General features: G+C 43.8%; 10 protein-coding genes. 3 read left to right on the forward strand and 7 right to left on the reverse strand.

The annotated features are described in order from the left end of the window. Positions 1 to 2: 2 nt before the first annotated feature. From ACJJI8_RS16180 to ACJJI8_RS16190, 3 genes are all read right to left on the reverse strand, one after another. Positions 3 to 458, reverse strand: a complete 456-nt coding sequence (locus ACJJI8_RS16180) for a hypothetical protein (protein WP_444933003.1) — start codon at positions 456 to 458, stop codon at positions 3 to 5. Between the two features lie 250 nt (positions 459 to 708). Then, a complete protein-coding gene (locus ACJJI8_RS16185) occupies positions 709 to 1782 on the reverse strand; it encodes a 3-deoxy-7-phosphoheptulonate synthase (protein ID WP_444905494.1) in 1074 nt (357 codons plus the stop codon). A 1069-nt stretch (positions 1783 to 2851) separates the two neighbouring features. Continuing rightward, positions 2852 to 3577 (reverse strand): YoaK family protein, encoded by a 726-nt coding sequence (locus ACJJI8_RS16190; RefSeq protein WP_444905493.1) that lies wholly within the window; start codon positions 3575 to 3577, stop codon positions 2852 to 2854. An 892-nt stretch (positions 3578 to 4469) separates the two neighbouring features. Between ACJJI8_RS16190 and ACJJI8_RS16195 the strand changes: the two genes are divergently transcribed. Continuing rightward, positions 4470 to 7958, forward strand: a complete 3489-nt coding sequence (locus ACJJI8_RS16195) for a sialate O-acetylesterase (RefSeq protein ID WP_444933004.1) — start codon at positions 4470 to 4472, stop codon at positions 7956 to 7958. 774 nt (positions 7959 to 8732) lie between these two features. Beyond that, positions 8733 to 10034: an MFS transporter gene (locus tag ACJJI8_RS16200; protein ID WP_444897543.1), complete on the forward strand. Its 1302-nt coding sequence runs from the start codon at positions 8733 to 8735 to the stop codon at positions 10032 to 10034. 434 nt (positions 10035 to 10468) lie between these two features. On the opposite strand, the gene ACJJI8_RS16205 is transcribed toward ACJJI8_RS16200, so the two are convergent. Together ACJJI8_RS16205 and ACJJI8_RS16210 are read right to left on the reverse strand one after the other, a co-directional pair. After that, entirely contained in the window at positions 10469 to 10762 is a 294-nt protein-coding gene (locus ACJJI8_RS16205; RefSeq protein ID WP_444897542.1) for a hypothetical protein, read from the reverse strand. Then, a complete protein-coding gene (locus ACJJI8_RS16210) occupies positions 10723 to 11292 on the reverse strand; it encodes a nitrogen fixation protein NifB (RefSeq protein ID WP_444897541.1) in 570 nt (189 codons plus the stop codon). The genes ACJJI8_RS16205 and ACJJI8_RS16210 overlap by 40 nt, the downstream gene beginning before the upstream one ends. An 804-nt stretch (positions 11293 to 12096) precedes the next feature. On the opposite strand from ACJJI8_RS16210, the gene ACJJI8_RS16215 reads away from it, so the two are divergent. Then, positions 12097 to 12813: an aspartate/glutamate racemase family protein gene (locus tag ACJJI8_RS16215; RefSeq protein ID WP_444933005.1), complete on the forward strand. Its 717-nt coding sequence runs from the start codon at positions 12097 to 12099 to the stop codon at positions 12811 to 12813. A gap of 196 nt (positions 12814 to 13009) precedes the next feature. On the opposite strand, the gene ACJJI8_RS16220 is transcribed toward ACJJI8_RS16215, so the two are convergent. Both ACJJI8_RS16220 and ACJJI8_RS16225 read right to left on the reverse strand, forming a co-directional pair. After that, positions 13010 to 13906 carry a fatty acid desaturase family protein gene (locus ACJJI8_RS16220; RefSeq protein WP_444933006.1) on the reverse strand — a complete coding sequence of 299 codons (897 nt, stop codon included), beginning with the start codon at positions 13904 to 13906 and terminating at the stop codon, positions 13010 to 13012. A 23-nt stretch (positions 13907 to 13929) separates the two neighbouring features. After that, positions 13930 to 14733: a hypothetical protein gene (locus ACJJI8_RS16225; RefSeq protein WP_444933007.1), complete on the reverse strand. Its 804-nt coding sequence runs from the start codon at positions 14731 to 14733 to the stop codon at positions 13930 to 13932. Positions 14734 to 15350: the final 617 nt, after the last annotated feature.

A 15350-nucleotide genomic window follows, 5' to 3' on the forward strand; every position in this document is an offset into this window, starting at 1 on the left:
CTTTAGTCCAGTAGGGGGAGCGCGGTAAAGAGCGCGAGTTCATGCGCGTAGGCCAGCGCATCTTTCTTGGAGTGGAAGGCCTGGGCCTGGACACTATTGCTACCGTTACTTTGGCGGGGGACCAATATTACCTGCCAGCTGGAGTGGCTACTTTTACGGTCTGTGGTATGGGATGAGTAGGAGACAACCTTTATCCCCTTGAACGCCGCTAGCGATTGCCTCTCGGTCCAGCTATGCCAGAGGGCTTGTCTCTTGGAAACATAGCTTTTTGATTCTCCATCAATGTAATGTGTTGCCCGAAAGGAGAATGTGATTACCGCGAGAAGAGTGCAGAGAGCGGTGGCCAGCCAGGAGATGGTGGAGCCCCCATCGAGAGCAAAACTTAGGCTTACAAGTAGCCAGGTCAGAGTAAACCCACCAAAGATATAGATTGGTACTTTGTTGGACTGCAGTTCCATATGTGCTGCTTTCCTATTTCCCATAAATGAAAAAATTAGGTGCCAGATTTCAACCTCAATCTAGTAGGCCGCTTATTTTTATTTAGCTGATTGAAGGAAGCATACGACAGCTATCTGTTACGGCAGGGCAAAAGTACTCTTTTTGTAGGGTCTTTATCAAGTGAATAGCGTAATTTGTAGGGAGATCAAGCTGTGGCGGTTATCTTTTCGGCAGGAAAGAGGCCCGCTATGGGCCTCTCCAGGGGGAGATCTAAGAGGAGCGTGCTTTAAGGGGCTCGCGCAGCTGTTCGGCCATGCCTAACAGCAGGGACTCAGTAGTTTCCCAATCAATACATTTATCGGTTACCGAAACGCCATACTCCATATCGCTCAGGTTTGGCAGAATTTTCTGGTTGCCGGCTTTCAGGTTACTTTCCACCATAATGCCAATAATCGACTGATTGCCATCGAGGATTTGGTGAGTCACATTGTCGACCACCAGGGGCTGTAATTCGTGGTTTTTATTGGAGTTGGCATGACTGCAGTCGACCATAATGTTTGGCACGATATTGGACTTACGCAGCTCCTGCTCGCACATTGCAACACTCACTGAGTCGTAATTTGGCTTGTCATTGCCCCCGCGAAGTACAACGTGACCGTATGGGTTTCCTGCGGTGTGGATAATCGCAACTTGACCGTGCTTATTGATGCCGAGGAAACGATGGGGGTTGGCGACTGATTGCAGGGCATTGATAGCCACCTCCAGGCCACCATCGGTACCATTCTTGAAGCCCACGGCAGAGGATAGGCCGCTGGCCATTTCCCGGTGAGTCTGTGACTCTGTGGTTCGCGCGCCAATGGCAGACCATGAAATTAGGTCCTGCAGGTACTGAGGGGAGATTGGGTCTAGTGCTTCTGTTGCAGTAGGCAGTCCTAGCTCGGCAACATCCAATAGCAGCTTGCGGCCAATATGCAGCCCCTCCTCAATCTTGAAGGAGTCGTTCAAGTGAGGGTCGTTGATCAAGCCCTTCCAGCCAACAGTGGTGCGGGGCTTCTCAAAATAGACGCGCATTACAATTAGCAGGGTATCGGAAACCTTGCCCGCTATCGCCTTCAAGCGCTTGGCATAATCCATTGCGGCGTTCACATCGTGAACGGAGCATGGCCCGATTACCACCATCAGGCGGTGGTCTTTGCGATCTAGGATGTCGCGCACGGCGGCGCGTCCTCCAGCGACAGTCGCCTCGGCGGCATCGCTAATGGGGAGCTCTGCTTTCAGCGTCTCCGGGCTGATCAGTACTTCCTGGGAGACAACATTTAAGTCGTCGAACTGCTGTGTGGTCATGGCGTCTTCTGGTTTCTCTATTCCTTAGTGCCGCGCTGCACCTGCAGGCGGAGTACCTATCCTACTTTGCCATCAAGAATAGGGCGAGGGTTTCATTTGCAACCAAATAATTGGACTTGGTTTGGGATGTTCATTTGTATTCACCCTTTAACAGTTTGGCACTTTCAAAGCGGTTGAGGTGGCTCTGCTGGGGCGGGCTGAGTGATGCGGGGTGCTACTTATCCATCGGTGAGTAGGTCTTCTGGCGTGTTTAGAGAGGCTTGATGTTACGAAAGAAATACGGATAACTGACACTGCAATGGCCTGCTGCCATGATATAGAGATCCCTTTAGACAGGGAATCCTTTCCAGGCGCTATTGGAACAATATATGAGTACGCTCAAAGTTCCGCAAAAGAAATTGTTGGAACAAGATTCCTGATCAATAATTTTTGTCAGTCACCAGCGGGGGTGGTAAACGGGGGGGCTCTATCCAATGAAGGAGTTTGGTTTAACTGATGCGGGGCTTTTATTTCAACATAGCGAAGGCTATCTCCTAACACTAGGGATCATGGTATTCAATTAATTGTGACATGTGCAAGGGGAGATGTCAGTTTAGACTAAATAATTGTATTTGATGAAGGCTTGTTTAATACGGATATTTCATTGTGAGGTGACTATTTAGAGCAGATGAAGTTATGGCGAGCTACATAGCTGTGTTTTTTGAGTAAAAAGTAAGAGCTCATGTACAGTGCTTTCTTATGGATTGTTTATGATAAAGACTTGTACTAAAAAAGGTCGTTTTACGTAACGATTTCTGAGTTACCACAACGGTAAGATATACGGTGGATTGAATTTTTGTGTGGACTGGCCTTTTGGATTTACCTGTTAAAAATTAGTGCGGATTTTTTTGCGTATCTATACAGAATATAATAAGCAGGGTATTCGAGGCTATGGTGTTCTGAGGAAGCATGCTTCCGTCTAGGCTTAAGCACAACCGATAGTAGTTTAGATGAGCATTCCCATACTGAATTACACGTAGATCCTAGCCCTTTGTTTGATATCTTAAAGTGAGCTTCATATTCATTAATATCAAGAATCGGTCGCGGGAGGAGGGTCGTGTCGTTGAGTCGATACAGCTGTGAACAGTGTCATGACTACGGGTAATGCAAGAGAGAGGAACCCCCAAATTTTATATCCAATAGTGCCAAGAATTACACCAGTTATAAACCCCATAATTACCCCCAAATAGTACTTAGCTCTACGAGAAGCCTTAGGATAGGGCGGAGCGTTCGTGCTTTTGTCAACACGATAGTTATCCAGCATTTCGAAAGCAGCAGCGAAAAGATTAGTAGAGTTTCCTGTCATAAAGTGTGTAGGCGCCTTCTTATTAAGTACCCTGAAGAATATTGTACTGTGAAGAGACATGGTTGCAATTGCAAAAAAAGAGATGATGAAGGTATTTGCAGCATAGGGAGATGAAAGTTTTCCTATATAGCTGCCACTAACAAAAAATAGTAGCATTAGTCCACTCTCTAAAAATAGCATGATAGTTGCTGGGTTTCTCTTTTGTAAATGTAATCTTCTGATGAAATAAATCCAAAATATTTGAAGAAGGATAAAGGCGAAGAGGATAAAAGTTTTTGTGATGTAGTTTGGATTGTTGCTTGCAAAATCGGTGATGGCGAGAACAATTGTGCCGGTAATAAAAGTTGTAAAGCTTCCGAATAAACCCAAAATGCATACAGCTTCAGAAAAGCCGGCAACTAATGCCAGGGTGTACTCTATATTTGTCTCTTTATTGGACCTTTGATTCATGGCGTATAATCTACCCTATACTGTGATAGCTTATCTAATTGACTATTTGGTATTTAGATGATTATGAATGATAGTTTATCTTGATTTTGGATAATAAACGTTACTGGAAAGAGAGCCTCAGTTATCAGAGATATAATCCAAAGTATTACCATTCGGTAGTGGTCTTGAATTCGCTTGCCATGAAACGATTGCGGAAGGTTTGAAAGCTGACGTTTAATTTATCCGCTCACTCATTTAGACAGGGTGGTTAATGCAAATGCTAGCGGCCTCATTCAACCATATTTCCCATAGAGTACTGGCTTTAACGATGTAACAGGCGAGCAGGTTAGATTTGTGACGGGTTGCTTGGATAGTAGACCAAGAATGAGTCGAGCTGGGCAGTCACCGAAAGGGTTCTTTGTGGGGCTGCAAGTGATTTGCTTGTAATATTAAGAATTGCAGCTATTACTTGAGGTCAATTTATAGCCCCTAAATCACTAGATTAGCGCTGGTAACTTTGTCTATTCGCTTGTTTATTGATGAGTTTTCTCAAATTTCAACAGATTAAAGTTATCTACTTAATCGAGCAATTGCCGAGCAGTTGCTCATGAGCGATGTTAATTTTATAGATTTCTGTGATATAGCAAGCGAATATTGAAGGGCAGTCGCATAGTTTGGTTATGTTTGCTGAATTGGAGCACATGGTCTCATATTCACATCCAGGCCAGATCCTTTGCTTGAAAAATCACTTTAAGATCAAAGAATAAATCAAAGAACTGGTTCACGGCATTTGTTTTTATATCTCTCTAAAATTTCTGGTTAATTTCAGCTCTTTAAATGACTACTAATGTTTATAAATGCTAATGAAAATCTTCAATCAAAAAAAATATTGAAGGCTCCGCTTTTAATACTATTGAGTGCACTACTTTTTGGCTGTGGGGGAGGTAGTAGTAACGATGAGACGACACCGCAAGAGAACACTGGCGGTGATAACTCGGGCGGTGGAAATTCGGGTGGGGGAGTGGTAGATACCCCGGATGAAGGTGATGATTCTAACACTTTACCCATTGCCAATGATCAGTTGGTACAGATGGCCGCACACGGCCGACTTGGAAAATCTATATTTCTTGCTGCGTATGATGAAGATCTGGATTCTCTAGAATATTCTATTCAGTCGGAGCCGGCGCATGGCACTTTAACAGGAAGTGGGCGTCGCTGGGAGTACCTCCCTGCAACAGACTTTACGGGTACTGATAGCTTCTCATATCTAGCGTCAGATAGTAGTGGTGCTAGTAATATTGCGACAGTTACTATTGAAGTTGCGGCAAATGATTGTGCCAGCGATTTCCTGGATGGACCAGCTGACAGCCTTCTGGTGCATGTTCCGTCTCACTTGGAATTCCGTGATGTAGCGGGTGGAAATTCTGTGATTGTTGAGGGCACTGCGCTAACAGAAAGTGCATCTTCGGATCCAGATGTAGAAGGGCGCACAATGTTTGTCAGTCGCAACGACTTTAATAATGCAGACATGACGGTGGCTCTTCCTGAGAAAGATGGCCTCGCGCATTTTAGCTTGTCTTTTAAGTTCATCCCGGATAGTACTGAAGGCGATGAAGTGATGGTGAGATCAATTGCTGATCCTAATGGTGATAATAACTCCGGCAGCTTTTATATAGGCATCAGTGATGATGTTGTTGTAGGGCAATTGGGTGGCCAAGACAGCCAGCAGTTTTCTAACGCAGAAAGTACTTTAAAAACCCGTAGCTGTAATCATGTCGCAGTTACGGTGGACAATGGCACGTTAACCGTGTACGTAAACGGTGAAGCTTCTTCTTCGATATCTGTTGATGGTGATAGCTATCCTTACTTGGGCGACATGCTGCAATTTGGGCCCTTTGCGGGAAAAATCTGGGATGCGCGACTCTATGAGCGTGTGCTGACATACGATGAAGTCATGGACCTGGGTGGCAGTAAGTGCAATGAATCCATGATTGCTACCAGCCCCTATGATGGTTACAACAACTATCTTTGTTCAACGTACCAGTGCCAATGGTGGTCGGATGATACCGACAAAACCATGGCTAATTTTGAGCATTATATTGTGGCTCAAGAGCGGGTATGGGAAAGGAATATCTTTGAAGCCGGCATGTATGGAAAAGGCGAGCTTTGCACTTACTTCAGTGATGAAGGTTCCACCCGTGATTTAAAACTCAATGACTCAATCAGTAATACGTTCGTTAAGAATTACACCCTGGAGGATAACCCGCTTACCCAATCTAACGCTCAGCACTGGATGCATGAGAACTTCCACTCCTATCAGGGTAAGCTAAACAGGGTTACAGGTGAGTCCAGTGGTAAGTACACCCTGGAATCCTCCGCAAGCTGGGGCGCGGATCACAATATCCCGGGCGTTAAAGATAGCTTGCTGGGTTACTACACCCTCCACCCACATATTACCCTTTGGGCCATTCAAGACTCTCCCGTCGATCACCAATATGGTTATGACTTTAAAGGTGGGCATCAATACGGCGCTTATATTTTCTGGTCTTGGCTGACTAATTATGCTGTGAGTAAGGACCTGATGGGGGGGGTATTCCGTGACTCCAGGGATGGACTTAACGACCTGGAAGCAGCCGATGCTTATCTAACAGCCCAAGGGCACGACATGAAGGCCCTGTTTGCAGATTTTGCCGCACAAATCACGACCTGGGATATGGTTGAGAGTGAGGCCTACCAGGTGTCGGAGGCGGCCTCTTTGAGTCGAATGTTGAGTGAGCACCCTGATGCCAGCACCCACGATAATAAGTACACTCAAACATTTGACCAGGAAGGGACGGGTAACAGCTGGACTGATATGGATACCGGTTTTGTACCAGGCTCTTGGGCTTTTAATGCCTTTAAGGTAGAAGGTATTACTGAAGACAGTAACTACACCATTGCGGTTAGGGTTGATGCTGAAAATAACCCAGCTCATGCGGACTTCCGTGGTCGTGCAGTGGTTTACAACCCATCTACCGGCTCTCGTAGTTATTATCCATTTGATATTGATAGCTCCGGGGAAGATTCAAGTACCGTAGTACCGGTACCTGCCAATCATGAACTCTATGCTCTCGTAGTCACAACTCCTGACACCTTCAGGGATTTTGAGTTTTATGATTATGATTTTGCTATCTATCCATCTGGTGGCGACGTAAATACCGATCCAGTGGGTGATACTTCAGATGAGGATGTTGTAAAAGTTGTGGTTATGGCAGGCCAGTCCAATATGGAAGGCAACAACACCCGGTTAGATCGCTTGCAAGAGCTGATTTGCCATGCCAATGCAGATTACACCTACGGCGATGTCGACTGTGGTTCTACGGCGATTAGTGATGACCAGATAACAGAGCAGTTTATCAATAATAGTGATTCGCTAGCCGATTATAACCAGAGACTTAGCGATGATAACGAAGATCCTGTGGTGCAGAAGCTCGGGCAATTCCTCTGCCGTGCAGGCAGTCTCGACTCTCATACAGGTGAAACCTGTGATAGCCGTAACTTTGATCTGACTGACCGACTCTTTGCCACCATTAGTAGATATTACTTCTCCTCTAGCGAAGGCTCCTATGGGTACAACTACGATGCCTGGATGCAAATGAGTACTGCTATGGAGGTAGCTGAGATTTATGCTGATGGCCACCTGGACGCAGCTCTTGAAGGTACACGAGACGATATTACTGTACTGCAGTATCAGGGTTCATTGAATGATACCGGTTCTCTCTCCTTCTCTGAGCGCCATGGTGAATTGTTCCCCAATTATGGCGTGTCTACTAACCGCTATGGACCAGAGCTCACTTTAGGGCACTACCTCGGTGAAGAGACTGAGAACGATCTGTTACTTTTAAAAGTGGTTCAGGGTGGTACTGACCTGAGAGTAGACTGGAAGGTCCCTGGCTGCCATGACTCCGCCGCTAATGAGTGGACCCAAGATGAGGAAAATCAGGAGTCTCTTTACACTGCGATGTTGGAGAAGATTGAGGCCTTGCGCGACCCTGAAGTCTTGGCTGGTTACTTTCCGCAGTATGAAAATAAGTCGATTGAAATCGATAGTTTTATCTGGTTCCAGGGTTGGAATGATGGAGGGCAAAGTGTAAATGAAAACAACTATGAGGCGAATTTGACCTGTCTGGTGAATGGCCTACGGGAAGCGCTAAATGATTATGACTTGCCCATTGTTATTGCTAAAAGCCACTATGGTGATGCCAGTGGAGCTATCCAGTCTGCCCAACAGTCTGTTGCAGACAACCTCTATAATGTTGAGGCTCATGAAACAGATGATCTCTCAGGTTATTACCATTTTGATCCAGCGGCGCATTTAGCGATAGGTAAGAGAATGAAAGAAGAGATGGATAACTTACATTGATTTAGGACTCATTTACAGGGGTTAAGTAGTGGATAAAACCATCATTCTTAAGGTTTTATCCGCTCTGGCTTTGCCTTAAAGGCTTACAAGTTAACTCCAATATACTCTCAGGTTGCCTTGCTTTGGTATATCGCTTTGCCTAGGCCAAGCGAGGTACCTAAGACCTAATTTAAGTCGTTCATTCCTCACATTATTACAATTCCTTCAACTCATCGCTGCCTTTTTCTGGACCGGGAAAGGTGGTAGTGCTACCAGTAGAATTTTCCCTGATTAATGGCACTTACTACTCGTAGCGAAGCAAAACAAGCTTTACTTTATTTTGTGAAAACGCACAGCCCGACTAGAGTTTAATCTTTATATATGCGGCTAATTATTTACTTCTACAACTGGAGGCGAATGACATATGGGAATTTTGTTAAAAATTTTCGAATTACTCACCCTCTTCAGATATTCAAGTTGATACTGTGAGCGTTGGAGTATTGAATCACAAGGGGCAAATTGATCTTTAACATCTCGTGAGTTGTATTTTAGGAATCCTCACTTCCTAGGTGTGAAGAGTTAATAGTTTCTATCCTAATAGAAAGTTATGAATATCATTTGTGAATTGATCTAATCGCAACCCTTAATACCTAACATGGATTCGTGAGGTTGTAATTGTACTTGTATGTAATCGTGCTGACCCATCACAGTAGGTTAGAGTATGAATTTTAGCTAGGCATAGCCATAATTTATTGCTATGCGATGGCGGCGTTTCAACCAGGAATGGTGATAAAGATGAGCAGGTCGGTACATGCTTTAATAATTAAGTTTGGTCTTGTTCAGGCTGGAATATCAGCTATAAGTGGGATGATTGCTCCGATTATATTCTTGTTGTTTATGAGTAAAGGAATCGAGCTTCATGAAATGGGTATATTGTTGGCAGTAGCAACAATATCCACTGTTGCTTTAGAGGTCCCGTTTGGAGCGCTTGCTGATAGATACGGGAGAAAAAAGACCTTTATAGCTGGCGAGCTGGTTCTACTGTTTGTAGTGATAGGTTTTTGGTGGTCGTCTAGCTTTGCGGAATTGATTGTATTTATGATTCTTAATGGATTGTCTATAGCTCTTTTCTCTGGAACTATTGATGCACTTTTTGTTGAGCAGTTTAAAGTGGTTTCTAGAGATGGTGAAACAAACTTGATGGAAGCCCAAGCTTCAGTAAATATTTTCCAGATGATTGGCTTAGCTGTTGGGGCAGTATTTTCAGGACTTATCCCAGTATGGTTTTCATTTGTAAGTGATAGCTACGATTTTATAGGGTTTTATGAGGTGGGTTTTGTCTTTCTTGTTCCTTTAATATTAATACATATGCTTTGTACTTTCTATTTTGTTGGTGAATCAGATTCTATGGGGGAGCCAGTTGGTTCGAATTTTTTCCGCGAGGTTCACAGTACCATTAAGAGTGCTTTTGATGTGATTGTTGAGAATCCAGTCTTTAAACCACTTTTATTAATTGACTTCATAAGCGGGGTCGCGTTCATTAGTTTAGAGCAACTTTGGCAGCCAATGCTTTCTACTTTAGTCGACAGCAAGGAAAGTCTTTGGTTGTTTGGTATTCTATTTGCGTTAAATTATGTTTGTATGGCGGTAGGGCAGGGATGCTCCATTCCCTTGTCAAGAGTTTTTAAAAATAATTATTCGAATATGCTATTGGTGCTTGAGTTCTGTACAGGACTACTATTTTTTATATTTGCAATTCAAAGTGATTTGTATGGTTTTATAGTTGTATATTTACTATTGCATGTTGTTGTTGGGATTTCGATGGCTCCAGGATCGGCAATGTTTCACGAGAAAATTCCAGAATCTAGAAGATCAACAATGCTATCAGTGAAATCTTTAATTGCACAAGGGGGTGCGACGGCAGGGGCTTTAGTGGCAGGGTATACAGCTCACTATTTTAGTATTTCTATTGCGTGGTCTATTGCTGGATTTGTGTTTATTATTTCCTCTTTCCTTTATCTATTGCCGTCTATCTCGAACTTGTCAAAAGATATGGCTATTGTGCTAAACAAGAGGTTTCAGCCACAACCCGAGTAGTACTTTCTGCGCTCAATAAAAATCTGAGTTGATGGTATGTAAATAGCTATCAATATTTTATTGATATGTGGGTTCTGAAATCTGGAATGTGCATTAATTGATGATGAGAATCTTCCTATATCCAAGTTGTATATCTCGTGCGTATAGCAGTTCATTGAATCTAGTGAGTCTCTGAATAATTCCTCAAATTAATCCAGGAATTAGAAATTAATCCAGAGAAATTAATCCAGGACATCCAAAGAACATCCAAAGAATGGAGAGTCGGAAGCTAGACAAGAATTTTTTCGCCACCACTTGGTAGCCGGTATATCTGTCTCAAAATAGATGGCAATTTGACGTTAAAAGATCATTTTGGGAGTCCATAGGGAATCAGGTGGGGTGTAGAGTCGGGAGCGATGGAATCTAGGGGCAGCTGATAAGCGGATTTCTGTAATCTAGCAGGGGGCGGGGCAAAGAAAGCGCTGGCAATCGGGCAGCCCGTGTACCCAGCGTTTATTTTGCTGCGCACAGACCTGGCGTACCGCTTCCGCCGAGCCCACCAAGCGTTTAAAGCGGCTTTCAAAATTGCGGTTTAGGTAGAGCCAGTGTTTTGGCGAAATACCCAGCCGATTTAAAATAGGTGGGATGTTTTCGGGAATAGCGCCGCGCTTTTTAGGGTGCAGCTGCCGGCCACTCCAGTCTACCAGCTCTAAATAGTGATCCAGCTGAAAAGGCAAGCCTTTAGGCATATCCCGGCGCTCTCCGCCCACCAGCGGCAGTAGGCTTTTGGGCTGCTGGCCTGAGATGGCTGTGTGGATGCGTTGCTGGATCGAAGTGTAATCGGATTAGCGATACTAGCACGGATAGGGTTGAGGTCCACGTAAGCCAGGCAGGCGGCAAGGGCTCTTTCATCCAGCAAGGCCTGAGACTTGAAAAGCCCTTCCCAGAAACGACCGGTGCAGCTGTCCTCGGCATTGGCCTGGCGGGCGATGGACTCGTTCAGGCAGCGCATAAACCAGCTGATATCGACCAGGCGTTCGCGCCAAAGGGATGTCACCTCCTGAAGTTTTTCCAGCTCGACGGCATCCAGGGCTTCACCGCGAAGATAACGTTTGCTTAGCGCAGAACCTTTGAAAAGTTGTTGCCAGCGTTCAATTATCTCGATAGTGGACCATGAGTTTGCTGTGTAGGTATCGATATAGAGCACAATATGGGTGTGATTACTCATTACCGCATAGGCAGCGATATCGAGAGCAAAGATTGAGGCCAGCTTATGCATCCTGGCCTCAATCCACCGGCGTCGGTGCTCATAGTCTTTTTCGGATTAGCATCCCTACCGCAAAGGAACGCTCTACGCACACAGCGGGAGACACAGTGATAATAGGGTGTCGCATCGAGAGAGATTTGCGTGCTGCGCGGAAGAGTCATGGATTTTTATCTTTGACTCCAGTATTTTGATCATTCTGCCTGTGTTGTGTCAATTGACTTGACGCTTTAAGCTTCTACTTTGGTGGGTGTCCAGAATTGTCTCGATACCACCTACAATGTTGAGGCTCATAAAACAGATGATCTCTCAGGTTATTACCATTTTGATCCAGCGACGCATTTAGCGATAGGTAAGCGCATGAAGGAAGAGAGAGATAACTTGCGCTGATTAAAAATCATACTCGATAGCAAGTGCGTAGATAAGGCCTCCCTGCTGAAAGTCTTATCTACGCTCACCTAGCCCACAAAGCCAAAAAACCAGTATTATCCCTTCCGTTTATCTTGTCAGATTTTTTCAAACCATACTGTATCTCGCTCTAATAGCGTGATATCAATAGCGCTATACTCAAGTAATTAATTTGCCCCATCAAAAGGTGCGTACTTTAGCGTTTGAGATAGGCGTTACATTGATTAGCTGTGTCTTCAAAATTACTTTTGCTGAAAAGTTATGTGAAGGGAATATTGATATCGGTAGAGATATAGCCTTTGGGTTTTAAGTTTAGTTACTCTAAAGTGAGTATCGATAGTAGTGCGTATCATAAGGGACCGCCGCAATTCTAAGTGGCGGATTAATTCTAATAGATAGAAGTTTAGTAATATGAAAACCTTGCCTAAACATATAGGTATAGTTGGATGCTCCGCAGAAGGGGCCGCCCTTTGCTATAGAACAATATGTACTGAAAGCCCCAAAATTTTGGGGGAGTATGCACACCCGGAAATCTCCATGCATACTCACTCTTTGGCAGACTATGTGGATCGATTGAATAACAGCGATTTGTTGGGTGTTGGTGACCTAATGCTTTCTTCAGCTAAAAAGCTCAAAGCGCAGGGTGCTGATTTCTTAATTTGTCCAGATAATACCATTCATCAGGCGTTTGAGTATGTAAAAGAGTTATCACCGCTACCTTGGCTCCATATTGCTGAAGCTGTAGCAGAGAGTGCGAAATCTCGCGGTTATCAAAAGCTTGGTATTTTAGGCACCAAATGGCTGGTGGAAAGTGATGTTTACCCAAAGAAAATTGAAGGGCAGAACCTTGCTTGGCTGCGACCTACAAATGAGCAGGTACACAATATAGACCGCTTAATTATGGAAGAATTGGTCTGTGGTGTCTCGACGCCAGATTCAGTAACTTACTTTCAAGAGGTAATTCAAAGTTTGAAGGCTAATGGTTGTGATGCCGTTATACTTGGGTGTACAGAAATACCACTAATAATTAGTGACTCCAACTCCCCTCTGCCTACCTTGAACTCCAATCATTTATTGGCGGAGGCAGCAATTAGGTTGGCTGTTGGATGTGCAGAATATTCCTGGTAAGCGCAATAGTGGGTGCTCGATCGGCATTTATCATATATAAAGCGAAGCTCTAATGTATGGATTTAGATGGCAGCAAAGCAAAAAACCATTTCACGGATAGGTTAGCATGGCTTTTGCTGCTGCCTGTATGGAAAATACGGCGGAAGTATCATTCTTATCTTAAGCTGTTTTGCCGCGAAGTATTCAGTTTCAGTTGCTATCTTAACACCTGTCTTAACACGCCAAGGTAGTTATCAGCCAGCTCTACATCATCATAGTACCCGCGGGCCTTAAGAAACTTATGGAGTGCCCTTAAGTTATAGGTGGGCACACCCATAAAAGCGTGATGCTCACAATGGTAGCTTAATCCATCGGTGGGGCTGACAAAGAGTAATCCTAAAATTCCCCTTGGAACCGATCGTGTATTATATTTTGGTTCCAGATGATAGAGATCTTTAACCCCGGCATGCTCAGCGATTTGACGCATTCGAATGATGGCCATATAGACTGTGAAGTAGGCTATTACCCATAGGATATACAACTGCGGAAAGCCAGAGGCCCACAACGCCGCAAACATGATACCGTTAACAAACAGGCCCCGTGTCAACTGATAATTAACTCTCTTATTTCTGCTCAACAAATCTCGACCGCTTAAAAAAAGATATAGGTTTGCCTTTAAACCAGTGATTCCCAAAAAATCTCTAATGAATTTTCTCGCTAGACTCCTTTTACTTACAGGATAGTCTTTGTAGTTCTTCAGATCCGGATCTTTATCTGTGCCAGCATTTCGATGATGTTTTAGATGGCTCTTAATATAGGTATCACCATCCATCAATAAAAATGGTGAAGATAACCACTTGGCAATGAATTTATTATAGGCCCGGGTTGCGAAAAGCGTTTTATGACTGGCTTCATGCATGATTGCAGCTAAGGCCTGTTGACGCCCAGCAAGCAAGAATACTGCTGCAATATATACGTACCAATACGGTAATAGTGCTGCAATAACAAAAATACTAACGATGCCAATCCAAGCGCTTGCTACTATCCACCAAGCTCTGGCATCACTACGCTGCAGAAAAGGCTTTAGTTCTTCTTTGCTAATTGGGATATTCATTGAGGAGTACCTTGTTGTGATTATTAGTCAACACCTAACTTCTTCAACTGTTCCAGCCAAATGTTACGGCCAACACGATCGTACTTACGCACGATATTCTTCAATTCTTGGTACTTCTCTTGCGGTCTTATTATCTTTGGGAGTAGAGGATCAATCGCTAGGCGATGAATGGCCTCACCACCCAACCGGCATGTTTCTGATAATGTTGTATAAATAGGTTTATTTGACAGAGTCTTAAGGCTGTTCTCAAGGGACTGTACGAGATCGTCATATTCGCTATCAAGCCTTCCGATATCCCATAGCTGGTGAGCCCATTGAGAGACTAATGAATCGGGAACCTCATGCAATACAAAACAGTTCGCCCCTACCTCAAGTCCAAGAGTATCTAATGAAGCGATTATTTCAGAATGGGCGAGTTTTAGATTGTTGGGTCGTACCCACAGGTGGTCGAGGCCTACGGAAAAACCATACCATTGGAGAACCGATAATGACTTTCTACGAACCGTACGTGATATTCCTTTAGGTAAGTGACAAGTAAGCCAACTACCGTCCCAAGTTTCATAATGAAAAGTATCATGTTGCCAGCGGTTGATAAAAGCACGTTTGGCGATCGCTTTTTCTGTTAAACGGTACACCCCCCGCCCATCATGGCTGACCAATTCGGTACTTACCAATCTATTTAATGTTACTCGTAGACTATTGATAGAAATGTCAAATGCATCAGATATAAAGCTGAGCTGACTGGTTCCAAGCTCGTGTCGCTTGTTAACGCCCATCAGGTCCAGTAGGACATTTTTGGGGGTAGGCTCATACGTAAACTGATACATAATGATATTTCTGACAATAATCCTGGTTTTTGTTCTACGTGATATTACAGAGTAGAGCATAACTTGCAAGACATTGTAATCTTTGGGTTAAACAAATAGACGCTTAAATCCACGGTAATGCCATCTACTGCTATCCGATATCCTTATCATCGTGAGAGAAATCTATTGGGGAGGATTATTTCAAGTGCTTATTAAGTGCTTGATAAGCTCTCTGTGCGAGGATGAGATGATAATTTCAAGCTTTGTTGCTAAGGCAGTTAAAGTTGTAGATGTTAATAGCTAACACAGGTGTAACTTGTACAAATTATGTGTTCTAGAAATTCTAACAGAAGCAATTTTGTATATTACTTTAACAATATCCCTAAAGCAAATGCCTAAGAATAGGTGCTTTTTAGCACTATCTAGCAGTTTAATAGTTGCTGTTGATATAATGATCGATAGAGGAATCCCATAATAATAAGGGAATGCTATGTATACCTCTAGATTGTCTTTTCGCTAGATTGATAACTGTTCTTTTGTGTGGGCCGGGAAGGAACTGGATATGTCAATTGCTATATGCCACTAAAAGGTATTTCTATAGTTCGGCATCCTTTAATCTAGGGGAAAATATATGGTTG

The organism is Microbulbifer maximicatervae (SeqCode) (genome assembly GCF_052467695.1).

Coding starts and splice junctions, on each gene's coding strand:
- ACJJI8_RS16180 (WP_444933003.1), bottom strand. CDS start 458: ATGGAACTGCAGTCCAACAAAGTACCAATCTATATCTTTGGTGGGTTT.
- ACJJI8_RS16185 (WP_444905494.1), bottom strand. CDS start 1,782: ATGACCACACAGCAGTTCGACGACTTAAATGTTGTCTCCCAGGAAGTA.
- ACJJI8_RS16190 (WP_444905493.1), bottom strand. CDS start 3,577: ATGAATCAAAGGTCCAATAAAGAGACAAATATAGAGTACACCCTGGCA.
- ACJJI8_RS16200 (WP_444897543.1), top strand. CDS start 8,733: ATGAGCAGGTCGGTACATGCTTTAATAATTAAGTTTGGTCTTGTTCAG.
- ACJJI8_RS16205 (WP_444897542.1), bottom strand. CDS start 10,762: ATGCCTAAAGGCTTGCCTTTTCAGCTGGATCACTATTTAGAGCTGGTA.
- ACJJI8_RS16210 (WP_444897541.1), bottom strand. CDS start 11,292: ATGCATAAGCTGGCCTCAATCTTTGCTCTCGATATCGCTGCCTATGCG.
- ACJJI8_RS16215 (WP_444933005.1), top strand. CDS start 12,097: ATGAAAACCTTGCCTAAACATATAGGTATAGTTGGATGCTCCGCAGAA.
- ACJJI8_RS16220 (WP_444933006.1), bottom strand. CDS start 13,906: ATGAATATCCCAATTAGCAAAGAAGAACTAAAGCCTTTTCTGCAGCGT.
- ACJJI8_RS16225 (WP_444933007.1), bottom strand. CDS start 14,733: ATGTATCAGTTTACGTATGAGCCTACCCCCAAAAATGTCCTACTGGAC.